A 13,407-nucleotide genomic window follows, 5' to 3' on the forward strand; every position below is an offset into this window, starting at 1 on the left:
GGAATTTATAATTTAGGACCCGCTCACGCGCAATGTCCGCTCCTCTATCGACCGCATTGAACTCACAAACGGTATCTGCCCGTATTGGCAGGCGATCAGATGGCTTCAGGACATTTCAGGTTTGCTCACAGAGCTTAAGTGGCCCCTGAACCGGACTGCCCCTACCATCTCCTCATAGAGAAAAACGGCCGCCAGCCATCGAGAATTCAAGGAACCGCCTGAGAGTGCGCGGTTCAATACAGGAGGACGACATGTCAGCAATATCGCTATTGCCTGTACCGCACGAGCCATTGGAGAAGTCGCCGCTTGGTGCCGCAGCCGTCAAAAAGAGTGATCTGACGCAGCGAAAATCCGTCGGGGCACGCAAACCCAGTGTTGTCTCGGCCGGGGCTCTTGCCGTCGCTATCATGAGCGCCAGTGCGGCCGCGGCGGCCGGCGCAGAAATGAGCGCCACCGACACCGCTCAAGTTGCGACAACCCAAGTGATGGCAAATACGTCGCCACGAAGCGCAACTTCATCCGCAAATCAGGTTCTTGTGGAGCGCCGCACGCCTTCCTACTGGCGCGTAACGTTCAACAATCCACCATTCAATATCTTCGGCCCGGAAACCATCCCGCAGCTTGATACTGTGGTTACCGCGATCGAAAATGATCCGAACCTTAGGGTCGTCGTATTTGACAGCGCAGTTCCTGGATTCTTTCTTACCCACTATGATTTCGTTCCTCCGCTGTCGGATTCGACAGGCTTGCCATCCGGGCCGACTGGTCTTCATCCTCTGCCCGACATGCTGGTTCGCTTGTCTCGTGCACCGGTCGTATCGATCAGTTTGATCCGCGGAAGAGCAACCGGTGTCGGGAGCGAACTTGCGTTGGCAAGCGATATGCGTTTCGCAAGCCGCGAAAAGGCCATCCTGTCCCAGTGGGAAGTCGGCGCGGCGCTCGTACCGGGTGGCGGACCAATGGCGCGGCTTCCAAGACTGATGGGCCGCGGGCGGGCACTGGAAATCCTGCTCAGCGCCGACGACATCGACGGCGATTTGGCCGAGAGATATGGCTACGTCAATCGCTCGCTGCCGGACGATCAGCTCGATGGTTTCGTGAATGCGCTCGCTATGCGCATCTCGACCTTTGACGGCAAAGCGATTGCCGACACCAAGCGGCTAGTCGATTTCGCAAGCCTTCCGAGTGATCCGGAGATCGCCGCCGGATGGGATGCATTCATAACATCCGTTCAACGTCCTGAGGCGCAAGCCAAAATCACCCAACTTATGAAACTGGGTCTGCAAACCAACGGCGAGATCGAACGCAAACTTGGTCATTACACTGAGACCCTCACACAGGACTAACTCTCGGAATCTGTCGAGGCGATCTGAACAGCGCGCCTTCACTCGCGCACAGCAAACAGGAGAAGCCCTAATGACTACGTCCAAAGACGGTATCGCTGTGATCACCGGTGCGTCCGCCGGCATTGGAGCCATCTATGCGGATCGCCTGGCGCGCCGCGGCTACGACCTCATCCTCGTGGCACGCAACCAAAGCGCGTTGGACGATGTGGCCAAACGCCTCGTCGCCGCAACGGGCCGTAGCGTGCAGACAGTCGCGGCCGACCTCAACGACAAGACGGATCTTAAGCGAATCGAGACTCTGTTGGCCACCAATCCTGCCATCACTATGCTGGTCAACAACGCCGGTGTCGGCGCTCTGGTATCGCTGCTCGAGTCAGACGTCGATGAGATGGAGGCGATGATCGCCTTGAATATCACGGCGCTCACACGGCTGACATACGCTGTTGTTCCGGCATTCGTGGCCAGCGGACGTGGCACGATCATCAACATTTCCTCGGCCGTCGCGATCGCTCCGGAGATTTTGAACGGTGTCTATGGCGGCACCAAATCCTTTGTGCTGGCGTTCAGTCAATCACTTCACAAGGAGCTTTCCGACAGAAACGTCCGTATCCAAACCGTGTTACCAGGCGCCACCGCGACTAATTTCTGGGCCGCGGCCGGCGGCTCCGTAGACCAACTGCCCAGCAAGATGGTCATGCAATCGCATGACCTCGTCGATGCAGCACTTGCCGGCCTGGATCAGGGCGAGCTGGTCTCGATTCCCTCGCTCCCGGATGAGGCGGATTGGAACGCATACGAAGCGGCACGGCAGAGACTGATCCCCAGCCTTTCGCTTAGCAACCCATCAGCTCGCTACCGCACACCGGCCACCGATTAGTGTGCCGATCCACATCACCAACTCAACTAGAAAGGAAGCGACAATGCCACAGATGGAGGAAACCCGTCAGGGAGAGAAAATATCCAAAACGGCAATCGGGACCGTGAACGCGCGACCTCTCGACATGAAGCTCGAGGTCGTCTCCATCCCGGTTTCGGATGTCGAACGCGCCAAGGATTTCTACATCGGCCTTGGCTGGAGACTGGATGCCGACTTTACCGTCGGAGATACGTTCAGGGTCGTGCAGGTCACTCCCTCCGGCTCACCCGGCTCCGTACACTTTGGAACGAGCGCTACATCAGCTGAGCCAGGCTCAGCGCAGGGCCTTTTCCTTGTCGTCTCGGACATCGAGGCGACGCGGGCCGAGCTGATCGTCCGCGGCGTCGCGGTAAGCAACGTGTTTCACCGCGCCGGTCCGGGAAAGCCTGCGATCAACGGTCGAGATCCGCAGCGGCGCAGCTACGGCTCGTTCGCCACATTCAGTGACCCGGACGGCAATACTTGGCTCCTGCAGGAGGTCACCACCAGGCTGCCAGGACGCGTAGACCCGGACATAACGACGTTCACTTCGTCGATCGAGCTTGCGGCCGCGCTTCGACGCGCCGCCTCCGCTCACGGCGAACACGAAAAGCGGAACGGTGATCAATATGATGCAAACTGGCCAGACTGGTACGCCGCATACATCGTGGCAGAGCAGACCGGCCAGCCGCTGCCACTCTGAAACCGTGCTTGCCTCTCAACCCGCCCTCGCCGCGACAGCAAGGCATCGGAACTCGCCACCTACATCGTCAGCAAGGGTGTCGCCCTCGTCGAACCAGTCAAATAAACCCAACTGACGAAGGATGCCAGCCATGACAGGACAAAAATCAAAAATGCAGATATCTCGACGCTCTTTGTTGTTCGGCGGTGCTGCGATTGGACTGTCCCCGGCCATCCTCCCGTTGGTGGTGACAGCAGCCGACCCGCTCGACGCAGCATCCGCGGCCGTCGAGCGGGTCCAGCCGTTCCGGGCCGAAATTCCCGAGGCCGCCCTCGTCGATTTACGGCAGCGTCTGGCCGTGACCCGTTGGCCGGATGATGAAACGGTGACCGACAGGTCTCAGGGCGTCCAGTCGGCCAAAATGAGGAGACTGATCAATTATTGGCAGACTTCCTACAACTGGCGAAAGGCCGAAGAGAAGCTCAACGCGGTTCCCCAGTTCCTGACCAACCTCGATGGCCTGGACATCCATTTCATCCACGTTCGTTCAAGGCATGAAAACGCACTGCCGCTCATCATGACGCATGGCTGGCCGGGGTCGGTCTTCGAATTGCTGAACGTGATCAAGCCTCTCACCGATCCGACGGCCCATGGCGGCAAGGTGGAAGATGCGTTTCATTTGGTGCTCCCGTCGATCCCTGGCTTCGGTTTCTCGCAGAAGCCGACCAGCACGGGCTGGAATCCTCAACGCATCGCTGCGGCATGGGACATGTTGATGAAGCGTCTCGGCTATGACCGTTACGTCTCCCAAGGCGGCGATTGGGGCGCGATCATCAGTGATGCCCTTGGCCGTCAGGCACCCGATGGTCTGCTGGGCATCCACGTCAACCGGGTCGAACGCGCGACAACGTTTCCCACTGCAGCAGCACAGGCGCTCATGAACGGCGCACCAGTACCAGACAGTCTCTCCCCGGAAGAAAAGTCAGTCTTCGGAGAGGTTCGTGATTTCGTTAACAACGGCTTCGGCTATGCGGCCATCATGAACACGCGTCCCGAGACAATAGGTTACGGCCTCGCTGACTCGCCTGTAGGCTTGGCGGCATGGCTATACGACAAGATATCCGACTGGGTATTTACTCGCGGGGATCCGGAAAAGGCCCTCAGTACGGATGCTATCCTCGATAATATCACACTGTACTGGCTGACGAATACCGGCCCTTCGAGCGGACGGAACTACTGGGAGAACACCGTTTCCGGAGCAAAATTGCCCCCCATCAAAGTTCCGGCCGGCCCGACGAAGTCTACAAGCCGCCGAAGAAGTGGCTTTCCAGGGCCTATCCACAACTCGTCTACTACAACCAGGTTTCCAAAGGCGGGCATTTCGCAGCTTGGGAGGAACCTGAACTGTTCAGCGAAGAGATCAGAACCGCATTCAAGACCATGCGGAGTTAAGCACCGCTAATAGATGACGTGCTGAGCGCAGGTCATCTGACGCGGAAATCTTGAGGTCTTTACTGCCAGCCTCCGTGAAAGGATCAGTCATGAGCACTGAACAGAAAATCGCCATCATCACCGGCGCATCGCAAGGCATCGGCGCCGCTCTGGTGCGCGCCTATCGCGACCGGAACTACCGCGTCATAGCCACCTCCCGATCCGTCGAGGCCCATTCCGATGCTGATATTCTCGCGGTAGCCGGCGATATCAGCAAGCCCGAGACTGCCGAGCGCATCGTCCATGAAGCGCTTGAGCGCTTCGGCCGTATCGACACGCTGGTGAACAATGCCGGGGTCTTCGTTGCCAAACCGTTCCTCGAGTTCACCCAGGAAGACTACGACAGAAACATGGGCGTCAACGTCACCGGCTTCTTCCACATAACCCAGCGCGTCGCCGCCGAGATGCTGAAGCAGGGCTCGGGCCACATCGTCACGATCACCACAAGCCTGGTCAACCAGCCAATTGCCGGTGTACCAGCAGCGCTTGCCTCTCTGACCAAGGGCGGCCTGAACGCCGTAACCAAAGAGCTTGCCATCGAGTTCGCCAAGAGCGGCGTTCGCGTCAACGCTGTCTCGCCGGGGATCATCAAGACGCCGATGAACCCGCCGGAAACGCACGCCGCTCTTGCAGGCCTGCATCCGGTCGGGCGAATGGGCGAAATCCGCGATATCGTCGATGCTGTCCTCTATTTGGAGACCGCGGGCTTCGTCACCGGCGAGATCCTCCACGTCGATGGCGGCCAAAACGCCGGACGTTGGTAAGCACCTGATGCTGGTTCGAGCAGGTGCCGAAACTGGCACATCAAAGCTCGCAAAATCAAACTCTCGAAAAGGAGACTGCAATGCCTATCGTCACCGTACAGGTTACTCGCGAACGATCTGCACCCGGCCGCAATTCGGTATCCGCCGAGGAAAAGGCGGCGATCATCAAGGGGGTCAGTGAGGTGCTGCTCGACGTGCTGAACAAGCCGCTTGAATCGACCTACGTGGTCATCGAGGAGGTCGACCTCGACAACTGGGGCTGGGGCGGCTTTCCGACGGCGCAATACCGCAAGCTGCGCGCCGCCGCCAAGTCCTGAAAAAGCTGACCTGCCATCGCGGACACCCTGCGTTTGATTACCCAAACGGAGGGTGTCGGTGAGAGGTAAAGGGCTTGACCTGAACCTCTTGCCCCGGAAACGGAGGCCTCAGACCGCAGGGCCGGTGCGCCTGGACAGGGTAATGTGATAACCTTAGTCGCTAAGCGAGGAGCGGCGGCGAAACGCGTCCTCGAGGATCAACGACTGGATAGTTCGGAGCAGCCTGATGCAACGGTTCGATGCGATTTTCATCGGCGCTGGCCAGGCCGGCCCCTCCCTCGCAGCACGAATGGCCGAACGCGGCATGAAGGTTGCGCTTATTGAACGAAAATTCCTCGGCGGAACCTGCGTCAATGCCGGCTGCATGCCTACCAAGACTCTGGTTGCCAGCGCCCGCGCGGCCTATGTCAGCAGGCGTGGCGCCGAGTTGGGCGTTAAAATCGAGGGCGCGGTCTCAGTCGACATGCAAATCGTTCGACGCCGCGTACACCAGATAACCATGGACGCCCGGAACGGGCTGGCAGATTGGCTTGGCAATATGGATGGGGTTGCCATTATATATGGCCACGCTCGGTTCGAGGCAGCCGACAGGGTTGGCGTCAATGGCGTGACCTTCACCGCCCCGCGGATATTCCTCAACGTTGGGGCTCGCCCGGTCATTCCCGAGTTGCCGGGAATCAACGCCATCGATTATCTGACTAGCACGTCAATCCTCGACCTCGACACGCTGCCTCGCCACCTCGCTGTCATCGGCGGAAGCTATATCGGCCTGGAGTTCGCGCAGATGTACCGACGGTTCGGCTCGGAAGTCACAGTGATCGAGCGCGGAGCCCATATCGCACCGCGCGAGGACAGCGATGTTTCCCAAGCCATTCAGGAAATCCTTGAGGCGGAGGGTATTGACGTCCGCACGGGTGCGGAACGGATCGCCCTTGCGAGAGGCGGCGACGGGACAAGAATATCGCTGGATAGCGCCGACATCGATGCCAGTCACGTTCTTGTGGCGACCGGGCGCAAGCCGAACACGGATGATCTCGGCCTCGACATCGCCGGGGTCGCAATAGACGCCCGCGGCTACATCGTCGTCGACGACAAGCTGGCGACCAATGTCCCGGGAATCGGCGCGCTCGGCGATTGCAACGGGCGCGGAGCCTTCACGCACACCTCCTACAATGATTTCGAGATCGTAGCCGCCAACCTTATCGATTGCGAAGACCGTAGATTGTCGAGCCGTGTTCCGGCATATGCCCTCTATATTGATCCCCCGCTGGGTCGGGTTGGAATAACAGAAAGGGAAGCAGCCTCCTCAGGCCGGAAGATCATGGTCTCCAAACGCCCCATGGCCCGGGTCGGACGTGCGAAGGAGCGCGACGAAACCATGGGCTTCATCAAAGTGGTAGCTGACGCCGACACCAAGGAAATCCTCGGAGCAGCGATACTCGGCATCGAAGGCGACGAAGCAATCCACGGCATCATCAATGCCATGAATGCCGGGACCCGTTACACCGATCTCCAGTGGTCGGTTCCAATCCATCCAACAGTGTCGGAGTTGATACCGACGCTTCTGAGGAGTTTGGGGTAAAACGCCTAAATCCCACCCATATTGGATGGACGCCTTGAAGGGATCAGAACCGTCGACCCTGTTGTTACAACTTCCATCCGTGTCAAATTTTCTAGACCGTACATGAAATTGGTCTGGGTTGAACGACCGATTCGGGGCCGACTGCCGACCGTCCGCTGCTAGGAGGTGCAACACGAAAACCAGACACATGGCCGCCCGATGCCAAGGTCTGAAACGACGTGATCGCCGCAAGGAGCGGACGTGGCCCCGCATATCCGCTGAGGCTTGCTCACTCCAGCGCCAAGTCACTCCGCGGGGCCGTTGCATGGAAATCGCTACGAAGCTTACGGGCAGACCTTAGCCGCCGCGCTTGACTACCTTGATGATGGCTCAAACCCACGGAATTACCACAGGACGGTGGTCGTCGAGAGAGTTTTCAGCAGCCTATTGATGTGCGACTTCGGAAGCCGCCGACATCAGTTCCTCGGGATTCGGCGCCCTGAACGTATAGCCAACTTCCAAAACTTCAGTGAAGCTCCAGCGTACGATCCCCGCCCGGTCCAGTAGGAACTGACCGACAAGCTGCGCCTGGCCGGAAGCCATCATCTGCTGATCGGCTTCCGTAATCTCATATCCTTCCTTCTTGTTGAGAAACTCGTTCATTGCCATTACGTCCATAGGCTCGGGCAACTCGCCCGGAAGATGGACCCGTATCGCCATGACCGTGTCCATCCCGACCTCACGCAAGCCGAAAGCACGGTGCGAGGCTCGCTCCGGGTCGGACGCCGCGAGAAGATCTGGTGTCGGGTGGTACCGGAAATAGAGCCGCGCGCGTTCGACGGGCGTGTTGACCACCGCCAGGCATTCGACGCCTTTCTCATGTAGGGCCGGTTTTAGTTGCGCCATCGCCGCGACATGGCGCCTGCAGAACGGACAGTGTAGGCCTCGAAACAAACCGATCAGTAACGGGCTACGGCCTCGAAAATCATTGAGCGCGACCTTGCCTTCGCGCGAGATGGCATCGAGTACAACATCTGGTGCCCGGTCGCCCGGCTGCAGCGGGCCGTTGACACTACTCGTGGACATGGACAACCTCCTCGCAAGAAAAGGCAACACGACAAGCGCGTCGGGTTTGAGCCCGTGCTGGGCGCAAACTCCGGCGCCAGAGTAAGTTAGCGTTTGGCTTCTGCCACATTGCCGAGGTCGAGATTAAGCGTTGCAAGCCCATCTTAACACGGAAAAAGCATCTGCGGTTCGCCCGTCTCCCGAGCCGTCATGAGCGCTCGCTATAATAACGGACAGCGAGTTCCGGCTTCCGTGGCATTGGTGGATTTGCGCCAGCGCCAGGACGATCAACGGCACCACCAGATGCTCACGTTGGTCGAGCGCACAGTGGATCTCGATTGCCTTCTCGGCGGCCGGTACACCTCCCCGTGTTCAACGTCTTGAAACTCGGGCGGCCTCGATGTGACCGGATGCCAAATGTGGCGAATGACCTCACACGAGAGCACTCCCGAATGCTATTGCGCTGAAGGTCCGGTTCCCGACCTCGTTTTGGACGCTCAAGTCTGCGACGACCAAGGTCATCAACGGGTCGATTCTTCCGGTTCCTATCCGTCGCGGTTGGTGAGCAGTAGCCCGTTGCGAGCAGCGCGAATGACGGCCACTGCGGTGGAAAGCGGTCGTTTGCCTAGTCTTCAGGACAGATGGCGTTACGACCGGAACCGGTCGTTTGATGTTCCGCCTCTCGCAGCAGGCCCTCGAGGCGGGTCGCCCATTCCTTGTTGCCATCTCTGAACGGACCAAGCGCATCGCCGGCAGGCTCCGGGAGATCGCCTGCAGCGGTGGAGAAGCGGCGAGCCTCCTGACTATGTCCCAAGGCCGTGTGGCAGCACGCCTGAATGCGGAGCAGCGCCGGCCAGTCAGGCCGCGCCTTTAGCGCCGCACGCCCCGTGTCAAGCGCGCCCTCGACGTCGCCCGAAAAGAACAGCGCAAGCATCAAGAGACTGAACCAGACCGCATTCTGCGGATCATGGGGGTTGAGTTCGAGGCCACGAGCCAGCGGCTTTCGCGCGCCGGCCGCATCGCCCACGAAAAGACGGGCCATGCCGAGGACGAGATACCCCAAGGCGAAGCTCGGACCGAGTTCGATGGACCGCTCGGCTGCGAGGATCGCCTGGTCAGCCCTGCCTGTGTAGGCCGACACAATCGCCAGCGCATAGTGTGCATACGGATTCCGGGCGTCGATATATATCGCCCGCAAAGCCGCATCGAGTCCTTCCTTCCCGTCCGCGGCGGGATTTTCTGTCCAGCCATAGGCGATGTGGCCTGCGTTGACCCGCGCCCGCCAGATCTGCGTACGGCCCTGACGCTGGCACCCACGCCCGCTCGTCCATCGGCATGGCCATCCCTTTGAATGCGCCTGTAAACTGCGAAGCGGAAGTGGAAATTGACGGGTGACGCTTAGGGTCGGTTCACGACCTTTGCGGGGTGCGGCGCGAATGACCGTTCATTGCGCAACCGCGACCTCCAGGGTCGTTGCCGCCAACGTCTGCTTTTCGGACGTGGCAAAGCTGTTCTCTACGGCCGAGATGCCGGCGCGAAGCGATCATCAATCTGAAGACAGCTCAATGGCGCTCAGGGCTGCAACCGAACGTCCTTCTGGCAAGGTTCCGTCTTTGGGACAGTCGCCGGCTACCGCTCTTTTCAGATGCAAGTTCTGCGGCAACCCCCGTACACTTGGCCGAACAGTGTCTAGCGTGACAACCGCGTCGGCGCGCGATGAAGGCATCGTGGCCGCGGTTGAGGTTGTAGGTCACGATCTGGCGATGGGCCTGATTGCCGCAGCCTCGCGCTCAAGCCAGCTCATTAGTTCTATAAACTGGGGACGCGATAGTTTTTGGTCACGGTGACGTGCAAACGGACGCGCGAGATTGTATATGGGTAGGGCGGCGCGCGGCCGCCGATCGAACTACGAACGAACAGGCGGTAGCGGTGGAGGACGATGACAGTGCGAGCGACAAGCTCTCGAAGATCGCCTGCGGCGAGCCGCTGACGGCCGCCGAAGAGATCGCACGCGGCGGGCGCGAACTCGCGGCCGAGCGCCTCGCCCGTGAGTATCTGGGATCACCTTCGATCAAAATGGCGCGGGAGCTTTACGAGTCCCCGGCGGCAAAACTCGCCCGCGATTACGCCAATTCGCCTGCGCAGCAGCTCGCCAAACAGGTCGCGCTCGGACTTGGCCCGGCCTTTGGTGCCGCCGAGATCGCGCGCATGGAAACGATGCGCAAGATGCTCGAACCATCCGCGGCGCTGGCGGCGAAGCTAAATGCGATAGAGCCGTTGGCTATCGACCATGCCAGGCTCGCCTCGATCGGCGCGATCATGCCCTCGATCGATCCGAAGGTGATTGCGGCGATCCAGGGCTTGGAGCCGCTCAAGATTGGTCCATCCCTGGCGAGCGCCGTCAGCCAGGCGCAGCGGGCGGTTGAAGAAGCCATGCGCCCGCTGCGCGACATCGGATCGATGATCAAGGAGTTCGAAGAACAGCAGCGCACCGTCCGCAAATCGCTGCTGGCGTCGCTTGCCGGGCCGTTCGGTGACATCGCTAAAACCTCACAATGGGCGAGCACACTCGGCCGGATCGACACTCCCGACATCACCAAGGTGCTGGGTGCCGGGCTTGGCACGGTGGTCGACGACATGCGCGATGCGATCGCCAAAACTTTCATCGGCTCGGCAGCCCTCGATCAGACCAAGATGAGCGCCATGCTTGGGCTGACCGCACGGTTCGAAGCAAATTTCGCGGCGACCCATCTCAAAATGTCGGCGCTCGCCGGAATCAGCGAAGCGTTTGACCGGCGCAGCCATTTCCAGCTCGACGCCTATCAATCGCTGTTCGGCGAATGGCGAACCCGCGTCGATCTACCGGAGAATTTCTGGCGCGACGGGCGCGTGCGCAAGCGCATGTACCGCGAGGCCGAGGTCGATGAAGGGCTGATCGTCGCCGAGCCCGGCATGGCGCTTGAGATCATGATCGAGAGCGGGCTGACTGCCGGGCTTCGCTCAGAGGCCAACGCCGTGGCGGTAGTGACGCTTGGCGAAATATCGATGACAGTGCGGTCGCGCGGCACCAGCAAGGATGCCTATGCGCTGGTCGGACAATTCGAGCAGGAGCTGCGTGCCTATGTCGAGCGCAAGCTCGAAGAGCGCTTCGGTCCTGACTGGTTCAAGCTGCGCGCGTCGAACCTGATCGGCAAGGCTAAGGAGATCCGCAAGGCGGCGATGGGGCGCGGTGAAGCATTTGCCTCGCTCGTCCATTTCACCGAACTGGGTGAGCTGTCAGGGATCATTCAGAGCACGAAAAATTGGGATGAAGTATTCGGCGATGTGTTCGTCGAGAAGACTGAATTCGACCATGACATGCAGAAGTTAATCGCAGTCCGACGTCCGACGATGCACATGCGCCGGATCGACGGCGTGCGCCTCGTAGAAGTGATCTGCGTGGTTCAGCGGCTTTCCGAACAGATGACTGGCGATGGCGCGTGGAAGCTCGCTGCTGAATCGGACCGTTAGGGGGCCGACTGTAGACCGTCCGCTCCTAGGGTTCCCAACAAGGAAGTAGACATCTGGGTACTCGGCGCCAAGGTCGGGATTCGCCCAAAGCGGACAAGCCTATTGATCGCCGGGTCCATTCCCATCATGAGCGGACACTTCAGTTCAATTGGCCCCGATTGTTGAGAAGGCACGTGCAGATTATGCACCCGCAGGCTTGTTTGCCAATTTGCCATTGAAGAGCGGTTTGATGGGCGCGGCACCGAAGACAAATGGCTTGATCCATCAAAACTCCACGGAGGACTTCGCAGCGTTCAACTGGAGACATCTGTGCTTTGCTGACGTCCGAAGGACGGACCTGGCGGGTTTTCGGCCCGCCTCCTCCGTCAAATCTGGCCGAGGCCTCCATCGACGAAGAGTTCAATACCGGTAATGTAGCTGCTGTCATCGGAAGCTAGGAAGACGGCGGCCTTGGCGAGATCGTCCGGATTGCCCAAGCGGCCAAGCGGCACGAGCGTCTTCATCGCATCGCGTACGGCCTGATCGGTGAGAACTGACAAGCCGGGCGTTTCCGCATAGCCTGGGCTCAGCACGTTGATGCGGATGTCGCGTCCTTTGAGGTCGACGATCCAGCCACGGGCGAATGAACGGGTCGCCGCCTTGGTGGCGTCATAGACTGAGAAAGACGGGTAGCCCTTCATCGAAGCGACCGACCCTGTCAGGATCACCGAAGAGCCCGCCGAGAGCAGCGGAAGCGCCTTCTGCACGGTAAAGAGAAGACCACGTACATTGGTATTGAACGTCTTGTCGAAATGGTCTTCGGTGATTTCGCCGAACGTTCCGAATTCGTATAGACCGGCATTGGCGAAGAGGACATCGATACGACCGGCTTTTGCCTTGACGACCTCGTAGATCCGATCGATATCGGCGAGGTTGGCGGCATCGGCCTGGATTGCCGTGGCGTTTCCGCCGATCTCGGCGACGGCCTTGTCGAGTTCTGACTGGCGACGCCCCGTGATGAACACCTGCGCACCTTCCTCGACGAAGCGCTTTGCTGCGCCAAGCCCGATGCCGGCGCTGCCGCCTGTTATGACGGCTACCTTGCCTTCAAGTTTCCTTGTCATTGTTCCGTTCCTTTGAAAAATACGCCGGTTATTGCCAGGCGCTGCGCGTATTGATCCGCCTTCTGATCGCGTGGAAGCGCAGCTAACTGCGTTGAAATCGACACGGTCTCGGCAAGCGGTCCAGTTGTGAATGCTATTTCGACTTCTCAGCGAGCAGTTCACCTGGCGAACGACATGAGTTGCCAATTCCGATGCTTGCGCTCAGTTGATTGATTGGTCGGGTCCGCCTGTCTGCACAGACAGACCCGACAAAGGCGGTTCAGATCAGGTTGGTCGCAACGTTGACGTGGCCGTGCGTCGCCTTGGAATACGGGCAGATGCTGTGAGCGGCCGCGAGCAATTCGCGAGCAATGGTGGGATCGATGCCGGGGACGCTGACATTGAGGCGAGCGCTCAGAAAGTAAGAGCCTTCCTCGGCGTTCAGATCGATCTCGGCGTCGACCGATGTTCCGGCCGGCAGCTTGATCTGCCTCTGCGATGCGGCGAGCTCGATCGCACCCATGTAGCAGGCCGACCAGGCGGCACCGAACAGGTGTTCTGCAGCGGGGTGCGGCTGCTTGAACCTGATGTCCAACTGACCGTCGCTGCTGCGGGTTCCGCCGTCGCGGCCGTTGGTGTTGTGCGTCTTGCCAGTGAAGATTACCTTGGAGGTCATAGCGAATTTCCTTTTGTA

Annotated in this window: 10 protein-coding genes and 4 pseudogenes; 9 read left to right on the forward strand and 5 right to left on the reverse strand. The window is 59.6% G+C overall.

The genetic code is table 11. The features are described from left to right. Window positions 1-290 precede the first annotated feature (290 nt). From ACSQ2W_RS19555 to ACSQ2W_RS19585, 7 genes and pseudogenes are all read left to right on the forward strand, one after another. On the forward strand, window positions 291-1,346 hold the full coding sequence (locus ACSQ2W_RS19555; RefSeq protein ID WP_436087924.1) for an enoyl-CoA hydratase/isomerase family protein: 1,056 nt from the start codon (window positions 291-293) through the stop codon (window positions 1,344-1,346). Between the two features lie 70 nt (window positions 1,347-1,416). Further along, window positions 1,417-2,223 (forward strand): SDR family NAD(P)-dependent oxidoreductase, encoded by an 807-nt coding sequence (locus ACSQ2W_RS19560; RefSeq protein WP_436087925.1) that lies wholly within the window; start codon window positions 1,417-1,419, stop codon window positions 2,221-2,223. A gap of 124 nt (window positions 2,224-2,347) precedes the next feature. After that, window positions 2,348-2,944, forward strand: a complete 597-nt coding sequence (locus ACSQ2W_RS19565; RefSeq protein ID WP_436088933.1) for a VOC family protein — start codon at window positions 2,348-2,350, stop codon at window positions 2,942-2,944. A 130-nt stretch (window positions 2,945-3,074) separates the two neighbouring features. Beyond that, window positions 3,075-4,375 (forward strand): annotated as a pseudogene (locus tag ACSQ2W_RS19570) (epoxide hydrolase family protein). Between the two features lie 89 nt (window positions 4,376-4,464). Further along, window positions 4,465-5,178, forward strand: coding sequence for an SDR family NAD(P)-dependent oxidoreductase (locus ACSQ2W_RS19575; protein WP_436087926.1), 714 nt, complete (start codon window positions 4,465-4,467; stop codon window positions 5,176-5,178). A gap of 80 nt (window positions 5,179-5,258) precedes the next feature. Beyond that, the gene (locus tag ACSQ2W_RS19580; protein WP_436087927.1) at window positions 5,259-5,495 is read left to right on the forward strand and encodes a tautomerase family protein; all 237 of its coding nucleotides are present in this window, start codon (window positions 5,259-5,261) and stop codon (window positions 5,493-5,495) included. A 226-nt stretch (window positions 5,496-5,721) separates the two neighbouring features. Then, a complete protein-coding gene (locus ACSQ2W_RS19585; protein ID WP_436087928.1) occupies window positions 5,722-7,077 on the forward strand; it encodes an FAD-containing oxidoreductase in 1,356 nt (451 codons plus the stop codon). Window positions 7,078-7,500: 423 nt separating this feature from the next. Here ACSQ2W_RS19585 and ACSQ2W_RS19590 read toward each other — a convergent pair whose 3' ends face one another. The 3 genes and pseudogenes from ACSQ2W_RS19590 to ACSQ2W_RS19600 form a co-directional block, all read right to left on the reverse strand. Continuing rightward, window positions 7,501-8,142 carry a peroxiredoxin-like family protein gene (locus ACSQ2W_RS19590; RefSeq protein WP_436087929.1) on the reverse strand — a complete coding sequence of 214 codons (642 nt, stop codon included), beginning with the start codon at window positions 8,140-8,142 and terminating at the stop codon, window positions 7,501-7,503. A 15-nt stretch (window positions 8,143-8,157) separates the two neighbouring features. Further along, a pseudogene (locus tag ACSQ2W_RS19595) lies at window positions 8,158-8,484 on the reverse strand (adenylate/guanylate cyclase domain-containing protein); the annotation flags it as partial. Between the two features lie 262 nt (window positions 8,485-8,746). Then, window positions 8,747-9,412 (reverse strand): annotated as a pseudogene (locus ACSQ2W_RS19600) (tetratricopeptide repeat protein); the annotation flags it as partial. A 2-nt stretch (window positions 9,413-9,414) separates the two neighbouring features. On the opposite strand from ACSQ2W_RS19600, the pseudogene ACSQ2W_RS19605 reads away from it, so the two are divergent. Beyond that, window positions 9,415-9,516 (forward strand): annotated as a pseudogene (locus ACSQ2W_RS19605) (RidA family protein); the annotation flags it as partial. 534 nt (window positions 9,517-10,050) lie between these two features. Beyond that, window positions 10,051-11,631 (forward strand): Swt1 family HEPN domain-containing protein, encoded by a 1,581-nt coding sequence (locus ACSQ2W_RS19610; protein WP_436087930.1) that lies wholly within the window; start codon window positions 10,051-10,053, stop codon window positions 11,629-11,631. A gap of 365 nt (window positions 11,632-11,996) precedes the next feature. Here ACSQ2W_RS19610 and ACSQ2W_RS19615 read toward each other — a convergent pair whose 3' ends face one another. After that, window positions 11,997-12,734 carry an SDR family oxidoreductase gene (locus ACSQ2W_RS19615; RefSeq protein ID WP_436087931.1) on the reverse strand — a complete coding sequence of 246 codons (738 nt, stop codon included), beginning with the start codon at window positions 12,732-12,734 and terminating at the stop codon, window positions 11,997-11,999. A 259-nt stretch (window positions 12,735-12,993) separates the two neighbouring features. Continuing rightward, window positions 12,994-13,389, reverse strand: coding sequence for an Ohr family peroxiredoxin (locus ACSQ2W_RS19620; RefSeq protein ID WP_258163062.1), 396 nt, complete (start codon window positions 13,387-13,389; stop codon window positions 12,994-12,996). Between the last annotated feature and the right edge of the window lie 18 nt (window positions 13,390-13,407).

Origin of the sequence: Pararhizobium sp. LjRoot255 (genome assembly GCF_964252905.1) — a bacterium.
Lineage (GTDB): Bacteria > Pseudomonadota > Alphaproteobacteria > Rhizobiales > Rhizobiaceae > Pararhizobium.